Genomic DNA, 20604 nt, shown 5'->3' on the forward strand with positions numbered 1-20604 from the left:
GGGGGACGGCCGGGCCGGTAATGTGAACGACCACCGGCCGCCCCCCACCTTCCGTCCCTCGCCTTTCGCTCCTCGTCTTCTCGGAGGTCCCTGCCCGATGGCCCAGTCGGTGGGTATCAAGGACGTCGCCCGCGTCGCCGGAGTCTCCGTCGGCACGGTCTCCAACGTGATCAACCGTCCGGACACGGTCGCCGCCGAGACCCGGGCCAGGGTGCTGTCCGCCATCGACCGGCTCGGCTACGTCCGCAGCGAGTCCGCACGGCAACTGCGCGCGGGCCGCAGCCGGATCATGGGCCTGCTCGTCCTCGACATGGGCAACCCCTTCTTCGTCGACGTGGCGCGCGGCGCCGAACGCGCCGCGCGAGCGGCCGGACTCGGCGTGATGGTCTGCAACAGCGCACAGAACGCGAGCGAGGAGGCCGACTACCTCTCCCTCTTCGCCGAGCAGCGGGTACGGGGCGTGCTGCTCACCCCGGCCGACGCCACCGGCCGCAACATCGAGGCCTTCCGCCGGCATGGCATCCCCTTCGTCCTGGTCGACCGGGTCGCGGAGGGCACCACCGAGTGCTCGGTCTCCGTGGACGACGTCGCCGGCGGCGCGCTGGCCGTGCGGCACCTCGTCGACGCGGGGCACAGGTCCCTCGCCTACGTCAGCGGGCCGCCCGGCCTGAACCAGGTCAGAGACCGGCGCACCGGCGCGCTGAACGCCCTCGCCGAGGCCGGACTCGGCCCACAAGCGCTGCGCGAACTGCCCACCGAGCGGCTCGACGTCGCCGCGGGACGGGACGCAGGCGCGCGGCTGCTCGGGCTCGCCGACCGCCCCACCGCCGTCTTCTGCGCCAACGACCTGCTCGCCCTCGGCGTGCTCCAGGCGATGTACGCGGCCGGGGTCGGCGTCCCGGACGACCTGGCGATCGTGGGCTACGACGACATCGAATTCGCCGCCGCCGCGGCCGTCCCCCTCACCTCCGTACGGCAGCCCGCAGTCACTATGGGCGCACTGGCGGCGGAGCTGCTGCTCGAGGAGACGGAGACCGGGACCGCGCCCCACGAACACCGCAGGGTCGTGCTGCGCCCGGAACTCGTCGTCCGGCGCTCCAGCCTGTCGGCGCGCTGACCAGCGGGTCCCGCGCGCAGGCCGGGATCCCGGGTGCAATGACCGGGCGGACATGTGCTGAACTGGGTCGCGGCCCGACCGTCCGTTCGTCCCGGGAGCCCCGTTGACCGTCAGCTACCGCCAGCCCGGCGTCGTCCTCACCGACCGCCGCTTCACCGTCCCCCTCGATCACGACGCGCCCTCGGGGGAGACGATCGAGCTGTACGCGCGTGAGGTCGTCGCCGGCGACCGGGCGGGCCAGGACCTGCCGTGGCTGCTGTACCTCCAGGGCGGCCCCGGATTCGGGGCGAACCGATTCGTCGGAAAACCGTCCTGGCTCGGCCGGGCCCTGAAGGAGTACCGCGTCCTGCTGCTCGACCAGCGCGGCACCGGCAGCTCCACCCCCGCCAACCGGCAGACGCTCCCGCTGCGCGGCGGCCCCACCGAGCAGGCCGACTACCTCGCCCGCTTCCGCGCCGACTCGATCGTCCGCGACTGCGAGGCGATCCGCCCGCAGGTCACCGGCGGCGCCCCCTGGACCGTACTCGGCCAGAGCTTCGGCGGCTTCTGCACCGTCGCCTACCTGTCCACGGCACCCGAGGGCCTCGACACCGCCGTGATCACGGGCGGCCTGCCCTCCCTGGACGCCCACGCCGACGACGTCTACCGGGCCGCCTACCCGCGCATCGAGCGCAAGGTCGCCGCCCACTACGCCCGCTATCCGCAGGACGTCGAACGCGCCCGTCGGATCGCCGAGCACCTCCTCGACCACGAGGTCGTCCTCCCGAACGGCTACCGGCTCACCGCCGAGGCGTTCCAGTCCCTGGGCCGCGTGCTGGGCAGCGGCGACGGCAGCCACCAGCTGCACCACCTCCTGGAGGACGCCTTCGTCCCCACCCCGGCGGGCCCGGCACTGTCCGACGCGTTCCAGGAGCAGGCGCAGGGCCTGCTCTCGTACGCGGGCCATCCGCTGTACGCACTCATCCACGAGCCGATCTACGGCCAGGACGCCCGGCCCACCGCCTGGTCGGCCGAACGGGTCCGGGCCGAGTTCCCGCGGTTCGACGCGGCGAAGGCCCTCGCGGGCGACGGGCCGCTGCTGTTCACCGGGGAGTCCGTGCACCCCTGGATGTTCGACTGCGACCCCGCGCTGCGCCCGCTGCGCGAGACCGCCGAACTGCTCGCCGCCCGCACCGACTGGACCCCTCTGTACGACCCGGCCCGCCTCGCCGCCAACGAGGTCCCGGCCGTGGCGGCCGTCTACCACGACGACATGTACGTCGACACGGCTCACTCGCTGCGCACCGCGCGGGCGATCCGCGGCCTGCGCACCTGGGTGACCGACGAGTTCGAGCACGACGGCATCCGCGCGGGCGGTCCCCGCGTACTGGACCGGCTGCTGGCGATGGCCCGCGACGAGGTGTGAGCCCGCGCGCCCCGGACGTTCCGCGCACCGCGTGCACCGTGCGCGTTCCGGGGCGTTGTCGGTGGTGGGGGTTAGTCTGCGGGCATGACCGAGGTGACACCCGCTCAGCTCGCCCCCATGCCCGACGACTGGCAGCGCGCGCTGGCCGTGGCCGCCCATCCCGACGACCTGGAGTACGGCTGCTCAGCGGCGATCGCGTCCTGGACCGACGCCGGCCGCGAGGTCGCCTATGTGCTGGCGACCCGCGGCGAGGCGGGCATCGACACCCTGGACCCCGCCGAGTGCGGCCCGCTCCGGGAGCGGGAGCAGCGGGCGGGCGCGGCCGTGGTCGGCGTGTCGACGGTGGAGTTCCTGGACCACCGGGACGGCGTCATCGAGTACGGCACCGCCCTGCGCCGGGACATCGTCGCCGCCGTCCGCCGCCATCGCCCCGAGCTGGTGATCACCCTGAACCACCGGGACACCTGGGGCGGCACCTTCTGGAACACCCCGGACCATGTGGCCGTCGGACGCGCGGTGCTCGACGCGGCCGGTGACGCCGGCAACCGGTGGATCTTCCCGGAACTGACCGAGCAGGGTCTCGAACCCTGGACCGGGGTCCGCTGGGTCGCGGTGGCGGGCTCCAGCACCCCCACCCACGCCGTGGACGCGACGAACGGCCTGGACAGGGCGGTGCGCTCACTGCTGGAACACCGCGTCTACATCCAGGCGTTGACCGACCAGGATCCCGAGGAATACGTGCGCGGCTTCCTGACGGGGAACGGCAGGAAGACGGGTAAGCGGTTCGGCGGCCGGCCCGCGGTCGCCTTCGAGCTGTTCTCCCGGTGACGGGGGAGGGCGCGCCGGGCCGGCGGGGGAGCGGGGCAAGGGGGGCAGGAAACGGTGACGGGCGACGGCATGGATGCGACAGGCGGGAACGGCGGAGTGGGAGTGGAGTACGCGGGTGCGGACACGGGCGGCCGGGACGCGCTGGCCCAGCGCTTCGAGGCGCACCGAGGGCATCTCACAGCGGTCGCCTACCGCATGCTCGGCTCGCAGGCCGAGGCGGACGACGCCGTTCAGGAGGCCTGGCTGAAGCTGGGCCGGACGGACCCCGGCGCCATCGCCAACCTCGGCGGCTGGCTCACCACCGTGACCGGCCGGATCTGCCTGGACCTGTTGCGGTCGCGCACCGCTCGCCGGGAGCAGCCGATCGACGAGACCTTCGTCCTGGACCCGGTGATCGGATCGCTCGCACCGGCCGACCCGGAGCAGGAGGCCCTCCGGACCGACTCGGTCGGTGTGGCCCTGCTGGTGGTTCTGGAGAACCTGGAGCCGGACGAGCGCCTGACGTTCGTGCTGCACGACATGTTCGCCGTGCCGTTCGACGACATCGCCCCGGTGGTGGAGCGCAGCCCGGCTGCCACCCGGCAGCTCGCCAGCCGTGCCCGCCGCCGGGTGCGGGACGCCACCCCGTCGTCCGATCCCGACCTCGGCCGGCAGAAGCAGGCGCTCGACGCCTTCATGGCCGCCGCACACGGCGGTGACTTCGACGCACTGGTCGCCGTCCTGCACCCGGACGTGACCCTCAGGGCGGACGCGGGCACCCTGGTCCGCGGTGCCGCCGTGTCCAAGGCGCTCCAGGGCGCGAGGGCGGTCGCCGAGTCGGCGCTCATGTTCGCCCGGTACACCGCGGCCGCGCAGCAGGTCATGGTCAACGATTCCATGGGCCTCATCAGCGTGGTCGAGGGCCGGCTCAACTCGGTCATGGCCGTCACCGTCACCGACGGCCGCATCACCGGCATGTACATCCTCGCCGACCCCGAGCGGCTCGACCGTCTGGAGGTGCCCGGCCTCACGGGATGAGCCCGGCCGACGGGGGTACGGTCCGGCACCCGCCCCACGTTCCGTATGCTGAACGGCATGTCGGAACCGAAGACCGGCCGCCCCGAACTGAGCGGTGACTGCGCACAGTGTTTCGGGCTGTGCTGCGTCGCGCTGCCGTTCGCCGCCTCCGCCGCCTTCGCGGTGGACAAGCAGGCCGGCCGGCCCTGCCGGAATCTGCGGGAGGACCACCGCTGCGGTATCCACGCGCGGCTGAGGCAGGAGGGGTTCAGCGGCTGCACGGTGTACGACTGCTTCGGCGCCGGGCAGAAGGTCTCGCAGGTCACCTTCGGCGGAGAGGACTGGCGCGCCGGGCCACCGGAGCGGGCCCGCCTCATGTTCGACGTCTTCCCGGTCGTCCGGCAGTTGCACGAGCTGCTGTGGTACCTGACCGAGGCGCTCACCCTGCCCGCGGCCCGCCCCGTGCACGCGGACCTGCGTCGTGCGCTGGAGACGACGGAGCGGCTTACCCGGGAGACCCCGCAGAACCTGGGGGAGCTGGACGTGGGCGCGCACCGGCAGGACGTCAACGTGCTGCTGCTGAAGGCCAGCGAACTGGCCCGGTCCGGGGTGCGCGGGCGTCGGAAGGACCGCCGGGGCGCCGATCTCATGGGCGCCCGCCTCAAGGGGGCCGACCTGCGCGGAGTGAGTCTGCGCGGCGCCTACCTCATCGCCGCCGACCTCACCGGTGCCGACCTGCGGGGCGCGGACCTGATCGGCGCCGACCTGCGCGACACCGACCTCACGGACGCCGATCTCACCGGGGCGTTCTTCCTCACCCAGCCACAGCTGAACGCGGCCCGGGGAAGCGCCGGCACCACATTGCCGGGGACACTCACCCGTCCGGCGCACTGGACGGCGGGAGCCTGACACTGCGCCGGCGGGTCCGGGCGAACCCGGGCGCGTCGGCTGCCCCGGCCAGACAGGGCAGCCGCGTCGCCGGGCCGGGACGTCTCATTCGTCCTGGACGCCGCCGAACAGGGCGCTCGTCGGCGCCGGACGGGCCGACATCCCCCGGGCGGTGAAGGCGGTGGCGCGCCGACGGCGACGGCTGATCGGACGCCGCGTACGCGACCGCCCCCTGCCCCTGCCCTCGGTGTCCGGCGGCTACCAGTCACCGTCCTCCACCGGCTTGCCCGGCGCGTCTCCGAGCTGCTTCACCTGGTGCGGCGACGGCGGCTGCCAGGGCTCGTGGTCGTCCCCGAGCCAGTCGCCGACCGGTTTCACCGACTGGAGCGGGTCGGCCGGGCCGAGGTCCTGCGCGTCCTGGTCGTAGTAGTCGAACCAGGGCAGCCCCGCCCGGGTGTAGGCGGTCCGGTCCACCGGGGACGGAGGCGGCGCCTCGCCCGTGATGCGCCGCCACTCGGGAGGCGTCACCAGGTGGACGAACACCCGCCCCGAGGGCTGCTCGGCCCAGTCCGTCAGCGGCCGATCGTCCTGGTAGACCTCCTGCCGCAGGGAACCGCCGACACCGAGACCCATCGCCGCGGCGGGCCGGGGCGCGCCGCGGAACCCCGTGGGGGCCGCGCTCGGCGCGTACGGCGGCGCGGCCATGGCGTGTGCGGCGCCGTACCCCTCGGCGGGGGCGGGCGGCCGGGCGGCCAGTTCCGCCCGCTGCCGCGCCAGCCGCTCCTGCTCCGTCTGGCGCCACCGGGCCAGCGCGCCCTCGCCGAGCGGGAACGACTGCAGCTGGACGCCGCCCCACACCTCCTCGCCGGTGACCTGGCCCTCCACCGTCGCGCCCAGGCCCAGCGGCACGGCCACGAACTGGCGAACCGTGCCCTTGCCGGAGTTGATGCCGTCCAGCCAGCGCTGCCGGGGCAGCACCACGTAGTTCTGCGGCGAGCGGGCCGGCCGGTCGTTCCACGGGCGGCCTGAGACCGCGCATACCTTGCCGACCCCCACCTGCAGCGCGGCCGGCTCCTTCGTACCCGCGAAGCTCAGCCACAGGGCCTCCCGCAGATACACCGGAAGCATCACACCGCCGCGCGCCCGCCAGGCCTCGGGCACCGAGTCCGCGTAGTCCGCGACCCGCCGTACCGGGAACTCGCCCAGGCCCGGGGGCAGGGCGTGCGTGCCCGTCTCCGGCAGCCGCAGCGTACGGATGAACCGCACCGCCGCCCCGCCCGGCAGCCGCAGGGTGTTCCCGTCGATCCGCACGTTGGTGCCGGTCATCCGCGCGCCCCCTTCGTGTGCTCGTGGCCGGCGGTGCACCCGCCCGCCGCCGGCTTCCCTCACCGAGAACGCCCGGCGGGGCCCCGACGGTTCCGGCGCCGCCGGCCGGGAACGCGCAGCCGGTCCCGCGTCCGGGTGATCCGGGGCATGCGCTCCCGCTGCTCACGGGTGTGCCGGTCCAGCTCCTCCATCAGCCGGTGCGTCCGGTGCTCGGTGTCCATCTCGTCCAGGATGCGGTCGGCCTCGGCCAGCAGCGAGCCGTACAGCTGCCACTGACGGGCGTCCTTGCGGATCTTCTCCAGCAACAGCCGGCCCAGCCGGTCGCGCGTGGCGGCGGCCTGCCGCAGTTCGGCGATGAGCCGGTCCTCGGCGGACTCCGCGCTCTCACTGACACTCGCGGTGACCAGCACCGCGAAGCTGACCACCGCGTCGGAGATCTCGGACAGCAGCCGTTCGACGACGGCACCCGTCTCCGGAGAGAACAGGGGGTCCGGCTCGTGTTCCTTCGCGAGGTCGGTGAAGGTGCGGGCGAGCACCCGCAGGACGACCGTGCAGATCTCCAGGGTGTCCAGCCCGGTGCGCAGCACGATCCGGTGCAGCAGGCCCTCGCGCACGCGCGGGTTGAGCCGCAGGCTGTCCTCGGCTTGCCGCAGGTCCGCGTCCACCTCGGAGATGTCGTGATCGAGCTGGCGCGCTTCGTGCAGCCGGGCCGCCGCTTTGTGATGGGCCGTCTGCCCGGAGGCCTGCTCGCCCAGGCGCAGCATCAGCTGCCGCACCCGCCGGGCCAGCTCCTCGATCGACTCACCGGCCTCCTCGACCCACACCGGCGGGGCCAGGAGCAGATTGAACGAGAGTCCGACGACGGCGCCGATCAGCGTCTCCAGGATGCGCTCCCACGCCACGTCCCCGACCGACGTCACACCGAGCACCAGCATCGCGCTGATCGCCACCTCGGGCACGAATTCGTGCACGCGTACGAGGTGTCCGACGATCAGCGACGCCAGGATCAGCAGACCCAGACTCCACCAGGTCAGGCCCACCAGAAGGCTGAAGAGGATGGCGACGATCACCCCGGCCACCACGGCGTTCACCCGGCGCACGCCGGTGGTGAGCGTGGAGTACAGGGTGACCTGGACGACGAGCAGCGCGGTCAGCGGCGCGGTGAGCGGGGCGGGCTCCGGGCTGAGCCGCAGCGCGATGACGTATGCGATCGTCGCCGCGGCCGCCGAGCGGATCGTCTGCACGGACTCCGGATCACGGTGCCGCTTGACGAACTTCCTGACCGGCGCCGTCCACTCACGTACCTCTCGCATCCTTCGACGCTTCCCTCTCACCGGAAGCGTCGAACGTCTTCGGGAGGTTCCGCAGTCGTGCGGGGGACACGGCGATGCTCAGGGACCCCGGGGGACGCGCGCGGACCCGATGGCCCACCGGAGCCCCCGGGACGTCACACCTTGTCGAGGAAGGCGTGCAGATTCCCCAGGGTGCGGGCGATCTGCTCGTCGAGCGTGAGGGTCTCCTCGATCCGCATTCCCGACTCCGGCACCTTCCGGCCCCGCAGATAGAGGGAACACGCGAGGTCGGCGCACATGTAGGCGCCCACCGAATTGCCCTCGCGCCCTGCCGCGCCTGCCCGGCGCGCGGTCATCAGACTGACGCCCCCGCGCGGATGCGTCGTCAGGCACAGCGAGCACATGCTGCGTTGCAGATAGCCGCGTCGCGCGGGCTGGAACCGCAGCGCCACCCCGACCAGACGTCCCTGGTCCGCACGCTCGGTGACCAGGTAGGTGCGGTCGGGCGCACCTGGATCCCGCCAGCCCAGGAAGTCCAGGTCCTCCCAGACCCGCTCCCCGAGGTCGCGCGGCACGAACAGACGCTTGGCCTCACCCTTCGAGCAATTGACGAAGGAACCGCGTATGTCCTGGTCGGTGAGTGATCTCATGGGGTTCTCCGGCGTTCTCCTGGTACGGCCTGCCGAAACCAGGAAGACCCGGGTTTCCTTCCCACGGTAAGGATCTCGGAGGAGCCTGATCCAACGGTTTTCCGGGGGCGCCGAGACGGTGTGAGCGGACGGCTTTAGTTCACTACATTAAATAAGGGTGCGAGAAAGTCGCGCCGAGACGGTTCCCGGCGGTATGTTGCAGGTCGGGCAGGGGTTCGGGAGGAGCAGCCACATGGCGGGGCGGAACGGGCGCACGGTACGCGACCTCAGGCGGGCCAACCGCGGGGCCGTGCTGCAGCGGCTCTACTTCGACGGACCGCTCAGCCGCTTCGAACTCGGCCCGGCGACCGGGCTCAGCTCCGGCTCGGTGAGCAATGTCGTCGCCGACCTGATCGGTGATGGCCTGGTGGAGGAGGCCGGCAGCGTCGACTCCGACGGCGGTCGCCCGCGCACCCTGCTCCGGGTGACACCGGTCAGCGGCCACATGATCGGCGTAGACGTCGGCGAGACCCGGGTCCGGGTCGAACTGTTCGACCTGACGCTCACCGAACTCGCCCGCGCCGAGCGCCCGCTGGAGCAGCAGCGCTACGAGGTCGACGTCATCGTCGACCACATTCACGCCGGAATCACCGAGGTGCTCGCCGCCGCCGGCCTCGCCCCCGAGCGGCTGCTCGGTGTCGGCATCGGCGTCCCCGGCATCGTCGAGCACACTCCCGACCGGGGCGCCGTCGTGCACGGGCAGACCATCGGGTGGGACGCCATCGAACTGGAGTCCCTGCTGCGCAACGGCTCGCCCCTGCCCGCCGGCGTGCCCTGCTTCATCGACAACGGGGCCAGGACCCTCGGCCAGGCCGAGATGTGGTTCGGGGCGGGACGCGGCGCGCGCAACGCCCTCGTCGTGCTCTTCGGCTCCGGCGTCGGTGCCTGCCTCGTCACGCCGGAGGCGGAGCACGGCCGCGCGGTCGAGTGGGGGCACCTGACCGTACGGGTCCGGGGGCGGCGCTGCCGCTGCGGCGCGCTCGGCTGCCTGGAGGCCTACGCGGGCGCCGAGTCGCTGCTCGCCCGGTGGCGGGAGGAAGGCGGCCGGGTTCCCAAAGGCGCCGACGAGGAGACGGCGCTGACCGCGATGCTCGCCGCCGCCTACCCTCCCGACGGCACCGCCGCCGACCCGGTCGCGCTCGCCGTGTTGGAGGAGACCGCCGAGTACCTGGGCGCCGGCCTGTCCGACCTGATCAACCTCTTCCAGCCTGAACGCATCCTCGTGGGCGGCTGGGCCGGCCTCCAGCTCGGCGCCCGTTTCCTGCCCGCCGTCCGCAAGCACGCCCTGTCGTACGCGCTGCGCCATCCCGCTGAGAACGTGACGATCGAGCTGGGCAGCCTCGGCCCCGACGCCGTCACGGTCGGCGCCGCGATCCTGCCGCTCGCCGACTTCTTCGCCCGCGGCGGACGGCGCCCCGACCCGGATCCGGAATCCCCGCCGCCCGCCTGGCGCAGAGCTCTGCGGGAACGGACGCCGCGCTGAGCGTTTCGCCGGGTGCCGCGGCGGTACCCGCGGGGCACACATACGGAAGAGCGCAAGGCCTACGGAAGAAGGGAGCGTGCCATGACCGGCCACCGCCACGAAGGATCCGGTGAGAACGGCCAGGGCATCCCCCGGGATCTGCCCGACCAGCAGGCGGGCGAGGGCGAGGACCCCTGGGAGGTCGCCCCGGGTGTCGGCGAGGACGTGGCCGCCGGGGAGTCCGGCTCGGATGCGTCCGGTGAGCGGCAGCCCGACGTCCCCGACACGGACGAGGCCGGGACCGGTCGGCGGGGAGCGCCGCACTCGGCCTCCGCCGACCCGGAGCAGCCGGTACCGGACGAGTCCCCCGCGTAGCGCGCATCGCGGACCTGTACGACGGGGCGCGCCCGTGCAACGGGGAAGCTCCCGCCCGGCCCTGCCCGAGGACGGAAAAACGGAAAAGAGGAAGCCCCGACCGCGACGGGGGAATCACGGTCGGGGCGGCTCGGTGGTGGGTACGGAAGGCGGTCGCCTCTCGGCAAAGACTCCACAGGGCTTCAGCCGAACGATCGTCCCTGTGGGCGGAAGGTGAGGCCCGGGGACACTGTTCCTACCGCACCCACATTCTCTTCAACGGGACGCGGTCCCGATGTGTTCCAGGCGTTACGGATGAATGCCCCAATTTTGCGGTGATGTGCCTCACCCCTGCCCGGGCGCCCTCGCGAGCCGTACGGGTGCGGGCTCACCGGCCTGCTCACCGGTCCGCCGCGGCGGATGACGCGGAGGACACCACGCGCCCCCGGTCCAGGCCGGCAGCTGCTTCAGCGACCCGGCCACCGCCCTCGTCCGTGCCCAGCCCGGTCAGCACCCGGGCAACGGTACGGAAGGCCCGGACGCGGTACGTCGGTGCCGGGACCGCTCCAGCGGAAAGGCGGTCCGGTCCAGCGCCTCGACGGGCTCCCCAGGGCACAGGCGGCCGCACGACGGACGGGACCAGGACAGCCGAAGGCCCCACGCACCCCGGCGCCCGCTCGAGTCCCCTTCCGCCGCCGGCACGCAACCCGCGCTCGTCCGGTTTGCGCTCTAGGCTCGTGTGTATGACCGAAAGTGCGAGCCCGTACATGGCCCATCCACGGATCATGGTGCTCGGCGTACAGCCCGGTACGCCGCCGTTCCGGATCGTGGAGATCGACGGAGAAGTGATCGGCGAGGCCAGAACCATCACCGACGTGCTGCTGGCCGCCGCCACGTTCGGGATCACCGTCCATGATCTCGACGACCCGGAGGTGGTCCGCTGGGTCGGCGGGGACAAGTACACCTGGACCCGGCACCGGTAGGCGCCGCGGCGGGCACCGGGTCCTGCCCGGCGTGCCATCCGGGTCATGCCTCCGCCTTGGACTCCCCCTCGGCCCCTGCCCCGGCCCGGGCCCCGCCCTTCGCCTTGCCCCGCAGCCTGCTCTGTGCCTTGCCCTCCGGTGCGCTCTTCGGCTTGGTGGCCGGCTTGGTCTTGGTTTTCGGCGCGGCCCCGGCCCTCGGCCTGCGTGCGTGCACGGCCCGGCTGAGCCGGCGTCCCAGCAGGAGGTATCCGATCAGTGCCCCGCTGGTGTTCAGGATGACGTCGTCGATGTCGAAGGCGCGACCGGTGATCAGCGCGCCCTGCGCGAACTCCACCATCAGCATCACGATCCCGGTCAGCAGCAGTACCTGCACGAATCCGCGGGTGCGCGGCGCCAACACCGGCGCGAGAACGCCGAAGGGCACGCCCAGCAGGAGGTTGCCGCCGACCTGGCGGACGGCGTCGCGCAGCGCGGGCTGGTCCAGATAGGCCCGCAGGGAACGACCGGGATGCAGATTGGTGTGGATCAGCGCCTCGGAGGCGGGGGAGGGCTGCAGCGTGAGCCGGGCCAGCACCATCGCGAAAACGACCATGAACGCGAAGGCGCAGAGCATCACGAGCAGCCGGGCCGGCAGCGGGAGCGGACGCCGCTCGCTCCCGCCGCCCCCGGTGCCGCGTCCGGGCGGGGCGCTGCCCGGCTTCCGGCGCCACCCGAAGCGCGGGCGTGAGGCTGTACGGGTCATTCCGTCCTCCGACTCTCAACTGCTGTCATGGATGGGATGGGCCGCCCGGGGGCGCCGTCGTCACGCCGGGCCGGTGCGGACACCGCTGCCGCTCAGTCGCCGTAGGAGACGTCCACCTTCGTGAACCCCAGGGAGCGCAGCAGACCTTCGAGCATCCCCGTGGTGTTGCTCTCGGCACGGGTGGTCAGTTCGCTCTCCTTCGCCGCGGCGCCGATGTGCCGCACCGCGAGCTTCTGCACGGCCTGTTCGCTGTTGGGGTTGTCCGAGAAGAGGTCACCGAGCCGGTCGAGCAGCCCGCGCTCCTTGGAGACGGCGTAGGAACGCTCGGGGTCGAGCGCCGGAGTGCCGAGGCGCGCGTGCGGCAGCCGCAGGGTGGCGGACGTACGGTCCTCGTCGACCTGTACGTCGTCCTTGCCGAGCTTTCCGAGGTCGACGTAGGCGTCGACGGTGCCCGCGCCCACGTACAGGGTGCGGCTGCCGCGGATCGCGTCGGGCAGGAACCTGGTGTCCTTCTCCAGGTCCACCACGACCTGGAAGTTGCCGGTCGCGGCGTCGTACCGGCTGATGTCCTGGATGGATTCCAGCAGCGCGGGACCGGAGCGGTCATGGGTCTCCGTACCGAACAGGTCCTTCAGACCCGGCAGGACGCTCAGCCGGATCCCGGCGAAGAGCACGGCGAGCACCACCACCACCGCGGTGAGTACCTTCGCCCAGCCCGGCATGCGCCCGGGGAGGCGCCTGATGGGAGTCGTCATGGTGACGGCCCTCCTTCCTACTGACCAGATTCCCCTCACTCCACAGAACAGACACGGGAGTTGAGGTGTGAAGGACACCGCGGGGAGTATGTGGGGGTGCACGGCGTGCCGGGAGCGCCGGAAGTTTTGGAGGAGCCGTCGAAACGATGGTCGAAGGGGTCACCGGGTGGTGCCCCGCGGCGACCGGACGGCGGCGGCCCGGGGCCCGGGGCCGATAACATGAGCCTTTCGGCCGCCATGATCATTCGAGGAGCCGACCCGTGCGGGACCTCGCCGTGTTCAGCGGCAGTGCCCATCCGGAACCGGCGGCGGAGGTCCGCACGCATCCCGGCGGGCCGCTCAGCCCCGTCCGGGCCGGCAGGTCGCCAACGACCCTCTGAAGGTGCAACTGCCGGCCAACTGCCGCGAGCGCGACGTGTTTCTGGTGCAGCCACTGGTCGGACCGGTACAGGAGCACCTCGTGGAGCTGCTCCTGATGTGCGACGCGGCCCGTGGGGCGTCCGCCTCCCGGATCACCGCCGTGATGCCGCACTACTCCTACGCCCGCTCCGACAAGAAGGACGCCCCGCGCATCTCCATGGGCGGACGAATGGTCGCGGACCTCCTGGTGGCGGCCGGAGCGAGCCGCGTCCTGGCGATGACCCTGCACGCACCGCGGGTGCACGGATTCCCCTCGGCGCCCGTCGACCATCTGCACGCACTGCGCGAACTCGCTTCGCACTTCGGGCGGTACGAGCTCAGCCGCACCACCGTCGTCCCGCCCGGCCTGGGCAACGCGAAGGAGGCGGCGGCGTTCGCCCGTATCATCGGGGCGCAGGTCGCGGCCGGGACGAGGCAACGGTCCGCCGACGACCGGGTGCGGATCAGTTCCGTCATCGGCGAGGTCGCCGGGCGGGACGTCGTCGTCCCGGACGACGAGATCGCCAAGGGCAGCACGGTGCTCGAACTGCTCGACCGACTACGGGAGCCGGGCCCCCGCTCGATCCGAGTGGCCTGCTCCCACGGCCTGTTCGCGGCCGGGACGCTCAAGCGGCTGGGCGAGCAGCCCGACGTGCTGGAGATCGTGTGGACCGACACCGTCCCGATGCCCGCCGAGAAGCACACGGACAAGCTGCGGGTCCTGTCCATCGCCCCGGCGCTCGCCGAGGCGGTGCGGCGCATCCACAACGGTGAGTCCGTGGGCGCCCTGTTCGACGCGCCGCCGACCGGACAGCACTCGCTCGTCACACCGGGCCCGGCGTGGCCTCGGGCTGGTCCAGGGCCGCGTCCAGGGTCGGCCGTGGAGGCAGCAGCCGGGCCAGGCCGGTGATCCGCAGCACCCGCAGGGTCAGCGCATCGGTGCACACCAGATGCAGACTGCCATGTTGTTCCAGGACCCGCTGCCGGGCCCGGTACAGCAGGCGCAGACCGGAGGCGTCCAGGAACTCGACCCGGGTCAGATCGATCACGACGCGGCACTTCGGGGCCGAGGTCGCCGCGTCCAGGTGCGGGACGACCTCCACCTCCGCGACGATGTCGATCTCGCCGCGGAAATCCAGCACCGTGTGTCCCCGGTCCTGACGGACGCGGAGAAACCGGGTAGGCGGTGCAGGTTGGTGCCGCACCACGCCATCGCCTCCAGCCTGCTTCGTGCACGGACCGGGCCCCAACGCCGGTCCCCGCACTGCAAGTTACCCCCGAGCGCATGGATGTGGGCATGTTTGATCGTCATATGTCTTCGAATTGGGATCGAGTTCTTACGGATCTGGCCAGTCCGGTGCCGCGCGGCGCGGTCACGGGCGGCACCGGACCTGCCTGGATGGTCAACTACTCAGATGGATCAAGCCACTTGCACTTACCGCCTCTCCTCGCAGGCGTGACGGAACCCTCACTTCCGCCACCTCCCGAACTTGATCCTTTTGCGGTCGGAACCGATAAGCTCCCTGCCAGCGCTGCGAGTTGAAGCGATCGCGCCGCGCCGGTTCGTGATACGTACCCATGAGTGCGGTCCCCTTGCCCACCCCCCCATGTCTGATCGTTTTGCTTCGAAGGATGCAGATGGAACTCGCCACTTTGCCACCGGCGGCGCGGCCCCCTGTCGCCTGGTACAGCTGGTGGCTGATGCCGCTGGGCCTGGGCGGCGGGACGATCGCCGCCACGTTCATGAGCTCGGAGCGAATAACGGCCGCCGTCGCCGGCGCCGCCGCCACCGCGGCCGGCGTGTTGTGCGTACGGTTGCTGCTCCGCACCCGTACCCGGCTGTCCCGGGCCGAGGAAGCACTCCGTGCCGCACAGGTCGAGCAGTCGCGGAAGTCACTGCAATGGCAGGAGCAGGCGGCGGGCCTGGAACGGGACTTCGCCGCCGAGCGCACCGCCCAGGAGGAGCGGTTCGCCGGACAGAACGCCGCGCACGAACGGCTCCTCGTCGAGCGGAACGCCGCCCACGAAAACCAACTCGCCGAACAAACACAGGACTTCGAGGAGCGGCTGGCCGGACTGGCCGAGCGCCACGAGGCCCGGATCGCCGAGCAGGCCGAGCACCACGACGCACGAATCGCCGAGCAGGCCGAGGCCATGGAGGAGCGGCTGGTGCATCAGCTCGCCGCGGTGGCTCGGCTCGCCAACGAGCAGTTGCCCGAAGCGATCGAGCACCTGCGCGCCGGTGACGCCATCGACGACCTGCTGCCGAGCGCCCACCAGTACGCCGAGGCCAACGCCGAACTCCAGGCCGAACTGCGCAAGATACTGCGGATCTCCCTGATGGCGCTCGAGGAGGAGTTCGACCGCTCCACCTCCGCCGAACAGGCCGTCATCAGCATCGGCAACCGCATCCATGTGCTGACCAGCAAACTCCGTGGCCGGCTGCATGAGATGCAGGGTGAGCACGGCCGCCTCCCGGCCGTCGCCCGGGGCCTGATGGAACTCGATCAGGAGATCGGCCCCGCCGACTGTCTCGCCGCCAGCGTCGGCGTCCTCGGCGGCTCGGACCGGCCGGGCAGGCAGTGGCAGGAGCCGCAGCGGCTGCTGAGTGTGATGCGCGGCGGCATCGGCCGGATCAAGGACTTCCACCGTGTCCAGCTGCGCCGACTGCCCGAACTCGGCGTCGACGGCGGCCTGGTGGACCACCTCACGCTGATCTTCGCCCACCTGCTGGACAACGCGGCGCGCTACTCACCGCCCACCGAGCCCGTGGTGGTCTCCGGCAAGGAGGTCCCGAACGGCGTCGGCATCGAGATCCAGGACTCCGGCAAGGGCCTGAGCGAGGAGAAGAAGCGCGAGGCCGAGCACGCCCTCGCGGGCACCGCGCCCGGCGCGGGCATCGGCGGCATCACCGAGGACGCGAACATCGGTCTGCGGGTCGTCGGCGTCCTCGCCCGCCGCTACGGCATCCGCGTCACCTTCGCCGACTCGCCCTGGCTCGGCACCTCGGTGGTGGTCGTCGTACCGCACAAGTACTTCAGCCCGCTGCCCGCGGCCACCGAGGCCGCGGCCGCCCCCGCCGCCAGGACGCCTGCCACGGCGCCCGTCCTGCCGTGGACCGCGGTCACCGACGACGGGGAGGCCGACCTCTGGCCGGCCGACTCCGCGGAGGCACCCGGCTCCGACACGTTCCCCGAGTCCGCCGGGACGGTGGACACCACGCCCGGCGGGCTGCCCCGGCGCCGCAGCAGCAGGCGGGCCGAGGCGGAGCCGCGGCAGACCGGACGGCCCGAGCGCGGCGGGCGGAGCACCGTCACCGCCGTACCACCGGACGCGTCCTTCACCGGACTCGCCGCCTTCGCCACCGCCGGCCGCGACATCGCGGGGCGCGATGTGGGCGAACGCGAATCCGCAGAACGCGAATCCGCAGAACGCGAATCCGCGGAACACGACACCGGCGCGGCGCCCGGGGCGGCCACCGGTGACACCCCCGCAGGACGTGAGTACACGAAGCACCGCACCGAGGAGAGCGACCACACCCCATGACACACCAGGGAAACGACGTGAGCTGGGCGCTCCGCGATCTCGTCGAGAGCATCCAGGAGATCCGCTTCGCCCTCGTGGCCTCCAGCGACGGCAAGGCCATCACCTCCTTCGGGGCGGAGGACCCCGACGACGTGGACCGCTTCGCGGCCGTGGTCGCCGGCCTGCAGGCACTGGCCCAGCCGGTCGCCGAACAGTTCCCCGCCTACGCGGGGCAACTGCGGCTGGCGATGATCGAGGTCGACGGCGGCCACCTCTTCGTGGTCCGGGCGGGCGTGGAGACCTACCTCGGCGTCCTCGCCCGCGAGGGCCTGGACCAGGGCCTGCTCGGACACCAGATGAGGGACCTCGCCCGCAGAATGGGTGAGCTGCTCGGCACCACTGTGCGCCAGGAGGAGCACTCTGGATGAGTGCTCCCCGCCGGCCGTCGGACCCGTCCGGTCTCGAGCGCTACTACGTCCTCACCGGGGGGCGCAGCGGACCGGGCGGTTCGGCGTCGAGTCTCGACGTGGCGACCCTCGTCGTCTCCCGCTCGGACCCCGTCCCGGGGATGCAGCACGAGCACGAGGAGATCGTCCGGCGCTGCCGCGAACCGCTCTCGGTGGCCGAACTCGGCGCCCACCTCGGACTGCCGTTCAACATTCTCGCCGTACTGCTGTCGGACCTGCTGGACGGAGGCCGCGTCGAAGCCCGGGACCCCATTCCGGCCCACGACGCCGGCCGCGGGCCCGACCTCGCGCTCCTTGAGGAGGTACTCAGTGGACTTGAAAGGCTTTGACCAAGCCGGTCGGCATACGGCCGGGGACACCCGCTCGGTGAAGGTGATGATCGCCGGCGGCTTCGGTACCGGAAAGACCACGATGGTCCGGTCGGTCAGCGACATCAAGCCGCTCACCACCGAGGAGACCCTCACCCAGGCCAGCGTCGACGTCGACCGGCTCATCGGCGTCGCCGACAAGACGGAGACCACCGTCAGCCTGGACTTCGGCAAGATCGGCATCAACGACAGCCTGGTGCTGTACCTGTTCGGCACACCCGGCCAGGAGCGGTTCTGGTTCCTGTGGAACGGGCTGTTCAAGGGGGCGCTCGGCGCGGTCGTCCTGGTCGACACCCGGCGGCTGGCCTCCAGTTTCCGGGCGATCGAGGAGATGGAACGGCAGAACGTGCCCTTCGTCATCGCCCTCAACGTCTTCCCCGACTCCAAGGACTACCCGGTGGACGAGATCCGGGACGCTCTGGACATCCCCGGGCACATCCCGGTCGTTGCCTTCGACGCCCGCGACCGGTCCGCCAGCCGCGACGTGCTCGTCACCCTCATCCATCATCTGCGCGACCGCTCGGCCGTGGCCGTGGAGTCCCGATGAGCGACCCGAGCGAGAACGCCCGCGGCTGCCCCGTCGCCCACCACGGCGCGGACCCCGCCCGGCTGTACGGGCCGGACCTGGCCACCGACCCGGCCGGCGTCCAGGAACGGCTGCGCAAGGAGCACGGATCGGTCGCCCCAGTGCTCTTGGAGGGCGACGTACCGGCCTGGCTGGTGCTGGGCTACCGGGACATCCGGCGGGTCCTCGACAATCCACGCCAGTTCACCCGGGACGCCCGGATCTGGCGCGACCAGCGCGACGGGCGGGTCGCGGACACCTCACCGCTGGTCCCGATGCTCGGCTGGCGCCCCGACTGCGTCTCCCAGGACGGCGAGCCGCACCGCAGGCTGCGCGGAGCCGTCACCGACGGACTCCAGGCCGCGGCCGGCCGCGGCATCCGCCGGCACGCGACGCACTTCGCGAACAAGGAGATCGACGCCTTCGCGGACACCGGCCGCGCCGACCTGGTGAGCGACTACGCCGAGTACCTGCCGATGCTGGTGATCACCCGCGTCCTGGGGCTGCCCGAGGCCGAGGGGCGCGACCTGGTCGAGTCGTGCGCCCAGGTCCTCAAGGGCGGCGAGGACGCGGTCACGCACGACAGCCGCATCCAGGAGATCCTCGGCGCGCTCGTCGTCCGCAAGCGGTCCGAACCCGGCAGCGACCTCACCACCGCCCTGCTGGCGCACCCCGCCCGGCTCGACGAGGAGGAGGTGGTCAGCCATCTGCGCCTGGTGCTGATCGCCGGCCACACCACCACCAGCAACCTGCTCGCCCGGGTGCTCCAGCTGGTCCTCACCGACACCGCGCGGCTGTCCGGGCTGATCAGCGGCCGGCTGAACATCTCCGCGGTGGTCGAGGAGGTCATGTGGAACAGCCCGCCGCTCGCGGTGCTGCCCGGCCGGTTCGCCACCAGCGACCTGGAGATCGGCGGTCACCGGATCCAGGAGGGCGATCTGCTGGTCCTGGGCCTTGCGGCGGGCAACCAGGACCCGGAGATCCGCCCGGACTCCGGGGTGTCCGTACAGGGCAACCAGTCGCATCTGGCATTCAGCGGGGGACCGCACGAATGCCCGGGCCAGAACATCGGCCAGGCCGTCATCGAGATCGCCGTGGACGTCCTGCTGCACCGGCTGCGGGACCTGCGCCTGGCGGTGCCGCCGGACGAGCTGTCCTCGACCGCCTCCACCTGGGAGACCAGGCTGGACCGCCTGCCGGTCGAGTTCAGCACCTGACACCGGGCGCCGCCGAGACGGCCACCGTGACCGGCCGTGCTGTCCGGCCCCCGGGACGGGGGCCGGACAGCACGGCCGTCTCACACGGTCAGCAGGTCGTCGACCGAGCCGCGGCCCGCCTGTTCGGCCGTGGCCACCGCGCCCTCCTTCGACGTCGCGTACCGGCCGCTGGTCAGGGCCCATTCGTAATTGCCCTCGATCCAGTGCTGGATGGCCTGCACGCCCTTGTCCACCCGCTCGCGCTCGTCCGCGTCGAGCGCGAGCTCGTCGCACATGCGGGGCACCCGTGCCTCGAGCTCCAGGTACTCGTCCAGGCAGGCGGTCGTCATGCGGTACGCCTCGGCCGTGGCCTCCTCCCACGAGCAGCCGCGCTCCCGGCGCAGTACGGCGATCAGGTTGTGGCCGTCGCCGCGGCGCCGCTCTCGCTCGAAGGAGTGGATGTCGTTCATGAACCCGATGGTGTCCGCGGCCAGGTCACGCATCCGCTCCATCAGAGGATGGGCCATCGCCCGCGCCGGCACCTCGAAGCCGCGGCTGCGCTCACCGGCGTCGATGCTGTGGTGGATGCCGACGGTACGGCGCCGGAACACGGCGTACTCGTTGAGGCCGAGGGTCCCGGTCAGCCCGCGGGCCGCCAGGTCGACCTCCTCGCAGTGGGCCACCAGGAACCGGCCCCAGGACGCGGCGAACCGGGTCTGCCAGGTCAGGGACATGCCATCCGAGAGGCGTTCCCAGACCTGTGCCCAGGCCACCGTGATCGGGCAGACCACCCGGGGTGTGCTCCCTGCCGGCCGCAGCGGGGTGACGATGAGCTCCCGCGCCACGTCGGCTATCACGTCCGCCCGATCCGGCCGCCCGGCGTCGAACTGGTCGTCGAACAGGAACGCCAGTGAGAACCAGTTCATCAGGACGACCATGTCCTCGGCCGAGGCGTACGGATAGGTGCGGGCAGCGGCCTGCGGCAGGTCCCAGGAGCGGTACTCGTCGAACCCGGCCCGGCTGCGCACCAGTCCCATGTCCCACACCCAACGCAGGTGACGCGCCCGCGCGTACTCCAGATGCTCGCTGACCGGGGTGTTGAAGGGAAGGTCGAACCGGACGTCCTGAGGCATGTGCTTCCTTTCGGGAGACAGAGCGCAGAGTCCCCCCGCCCTGCGAGCGGGCCGCCGCGGAGACGACCCGCACACTCGAACTCGACTTCACCGCACGAAAGTTCATTTGGTAAG

The 20604-nt window shown here is 72.0% G+C and carries 19 protein-coding genes and 2 pseudogenes; 14 read left to right on the plus strand and 7 right to left on the minus strand.

Features of this window, described 5'->3' with window-relative positions; all coding sequences use genetic code 11:
* The first annotated feature begins 97 nt into the window (after nucleotides 1–97).
* The 5 genes from ACFP2V_RS13750 to ACFP2V_RS13770 all read left to right on the plus strand — a co-directional run bounded on the left by ACFP2V_RS13750 (nucleotide 98) and on the right by ACFP2V_RS13770 (nucleotide 5255).
* Nucleotides 98–1117 (plus strand): LacI family DNA-binding transcriptional regulator, encoded by a 1020-nt coding sequence (locus tag ACFP2V_RS13750; protein WP_055594331.1) that lies wholly within the window; start codon nucleotides 98–100, stop codon nucleotides 1115–1117.
* 103 nt (nucleotides 1118–1220) lie between these two features.
* Entirely contained in the window at nucleotides 1221–2522 is a 1302-nt protein-coding gene (locus ACFP2V_RS13755) for an alpha/beta fold hydrolase (protein WP_381210694.1), read from the plus strand.
* Between the two features lie 84 nt (nucleotides 2523–2606).
* Nucleotides 2607–3350, plus strand: coding sequence for a PIG-L deacetylase family protein (locus ACFP2V_RS13760; RefSeq protein ID WP_381210696.1), 744 nt, complete (start codon nucleotides 2607–2609; stop codon nucleotides 3348–3350).
* Between the two features lie 69 nt (nucleotides 3351–3419).
* The gene (locus ACFP2V_RS13765; protein WP_381210698.1) at nucleotides 3420–4367 is read left to right on the plus strand and encodes a sigma-70 family RNA polymerase sigma factor; all 948 of its coding nucleotides are present in this window, start codon (nucleotides 3420–3422) and stop codon (nucleotides 4365–4367) included.
* A gap of 45 nt (nucleotides 4368–4412) precedes the next feature.
* Nucleotides 4413–5255, plus strand: a complete 843-nt coding sequence (locus ACFP2V_RS13770; RefSeq protein ID WP_381210701.1) for a pentapeptide repeat-containing protein — start codon at nucleotides 4413–4415, stop codon at nucleotides 5253–5255.
* Between the two features lie 237 nt (nucleotides 5256–5492).
* Here the strand turns inward: ACFP2V_RS13770 and ACFP2V_RS13775 are convergent, their stop codons facing one another.
* The 3 genes from ACFP2V_RS13775 to ACFP2V_RS13785 form a co-directional block, all read right to left on the minus strand.
* Entirely contained in the window at nucleotides 5493–6560 is a 1068-nt protein-coding gene (locus ACFP2V_RS13775; RefSeq protein ID WP_381210704.1) for a hypothetical protein, read from the minus strand.
* A gap of 59 nt (nucleotides 6561–6619) precedes the next feature.
* A complete protein-coding gene (locus ACFP2V_RS13780; RefSeq protein WP_381210707.1) occupies nucleotides 6620–7873 on the minus strand; it encodes an FUSC family protein in 1254 nt (417 codons plus the stop codon).
* A gap of 134 nt (nucleotides 7874–8007) precedes the next feature.
* A complete protein-coding gene (locus ACFP2V_RS13785; protein WP_381210710.1) occupies nucleotides 8008–8502 on the minus strand; it encodes an FBP domain-containing protein in 495 nt (164 codons plus the stop codon).
* A gap of 232 nt (nucleotides 8503–8734) precedes the next feature.
* On the opposite strand from ACFP2V_RS13785, the gene ACFP2V_RS13790 reads away from it, so the two are divergent.
* The 3 genes from ACFP2V_RS13790 to ACFP2V_RS13800 all read left to right on the plus strand — a co-directional run bounded on the left by ACFP2V_RS13790 (nucleotide 8735) and on the right by ACFP2V_RS13800 (nucleotide 11340).
* Complete coding sequence (locus ACFP2V_RS13790) at nucleotides 8735–10024, plus strand: ROK family transcriptional regulator (RefSeq protein ID WP_381210713.1); 1290 nt, start codon at nucleotides 8735–8737, stop codon at nucleotides 10022–10024.
* A gap of 81 nt (nucleotides 10025–10105) precedes the next feature.
* On the plus strand, nucleotides 10106–10378 hold the full coding sequence (locus ACFP2V_RS13795; protein WP_381210715.1) for a hypothetical protein: 273 nt from the start codon (nucleotides 10106–10108) through the stop codon (nucleotides 10376–10378).
* A gap of 722 nt (nucleotides 10379–11100) precedes the next feature.
* Nucleotides 11101–11340 (plus strand): hypothetical protein, encoded by a 240-nt coding sequence (locus ACFP2V_RS13800; protein ID WP_381210718.1) that lies wholly within the window; start codon nucleotides 11101–11103, stop codon nucleotides 11338–11340.
* 193 nt (nucleotides 11341–11533) lie between these two features.
* Here the strand turns inward: ACFP2V_RS13800 and ACFP2V_RS13805 are convergent.
* Together ACFP2V_RS13805 and ACFP2V_RS13810 are read right to left on the minus strand one after the other, a co-directional pair.
* Nucleotides 11534–12082 (minus strand): annotated as a pseudogene (locus ACFP2V_RS13805) (VanZ family protein); the annotation flags it as partial.
* A gap of 92 nt (nucleotides 12083–12174) precedes the next feature.
* On the minus strand, nucleotides 12175–12837 hold the full coding sequence (locus ACFP2V_RS13810) for a DUF4230 domain-containing protein (RefSeq protein WP_381210721.1): 663 nt from the start codon (nucleotides 12835–12837) through the stop codon (nucleotides 12175–12177).
* Between the two features lie 260 nt (nucleotides 12838–13097).
* Between ACFP2V_RS13810 and ACFP2V_RS13815 the strand changes: the two are divergent.
* Nucleotides 13098–14038 (plus strand): annotated as a pseudogene (locus ACFP2V_RS13815) (ribose-phosphate diphosphokinase); the annotation flags it as partial.
* 22 nt (nucleotides 14039–14060) lie between these two features.
* On the opposite strand, the gene ACFP2V_RS13820 reads toward ACFP2V_RS13815, so the two are convergent.
* Nucleotides 14061–14378: an anti-sigma factor antagonist gene (locus ACFP2V_RS13820; protein WP_381210724.1), complete on the minus strand. Its 318-nt coding sequence runs from the start codon at nucleotides 14376–14378 to the stop codon at nucleotides 14061–14063.
* Between the two features lie 496 nt (nucleotides 14379–14874).
* On the opposite strand from ACFP2V_RS13820, the gene ACFP2V_RS13825 reads away from it, so the two are divergent.
* From ACFP2V_RS13825 to ACFP2V_RS13845, 5 genes are read left to right on the plus strand one after another with little or no spacing between them, the layout of a single operon-like run.
* Nucleotides 14875–16782: an ATP-binding protein gene (locus ACFP2V_RS13825; RefSeq protein WP_381210727.1), complete on the plus strand. Its 1908-nt coding sequence runs from the start codon at nucleotides 14875–14877 to the stop codon at nucleotides 16780–16782.
* A complete protein-coding gene (locus ACFP2V_RS13830) occupies nucleotides 16779–17189 on the plus strand; it encodes a roadblock/LC7 domain-containing protein (RefSeq protein ID WP_055594348.1) in 411 nt (136 codons plus the stop codon). The genes ACFP2V_RS13825 and ACFP2V_RS13830 overlap by 4 nt, the downstream gene beginning before the upstream one ends.
* Nucleotides 17186–17557 (plus strand): DUF742 domain-containing protein, encoded by a 372-nt coding sequence (locus tag ACFP2V_RS13835; protein WP_381210730.1) that lies wholly within the window; start codon nucleotides 17186–17188, stop codon nucleotides 17555–17557. The genes ACFP2V_RS13830 and ACFP2V_RS13835 overlap by 4 nt, the downstream gene beginning before the upstream one ends.
* Nucleotides 17538–18143, plus strand: coding sequence for a GTP-binding protein (locus ACFP2V_RS13840; protein WP_381210733.1), 606 nt, complete (start codon nucleotides 17538–17540; stop codon nucleotides 18141–18143). The genes ACFP2V_RS13835 and ACFP2V_RS13840 overlap by 20 nt, the downstream gene beginning before the upstream one ends.
* Entirely contained in the window at nucleotides 18140–19378 is a 1239-nt protein-coding gene (locus ACFP2V_RS13845) for a cytochrome P450 (protein WP_381210736.1), read from the plus strand. Before ACFP2V_RS13840 ends, ACFP2V_RS13845 begins: the two co-directional genes overlap by 4 nt.
* 80 nt (nucleotides 19379–19458) lie before the next feature.
* Here the strand turns inward: ACFP2V_RS13845 and ACFP2V_RS13850 are convergent, their stop codons facing one another.
* On the minus strand, nucleotides 19459–20490 hold the full coding sequence (locus ACFP2V_RS13850; protein ID WP_381210739.1) for a 7-epi-alpha-eudesmol synthase: 1032 nt from the start codon (nucleotides 20488–20490) through the stop codon (nucleotides 19459–19461).
* Between the last annotated feature and the right edge of the window lie 114 nt (nucleotides 20491–20604).

It is taken from the genome of Streptomyces incanus, from assembly GCF_042656345.1.
GTDB classification, from domain to species: Bacteria; Actinomycetota; Actinomycetes; order Streptomycetales; family Streptomycetaceae; genus Streptomyces; species Streptomyces incanus.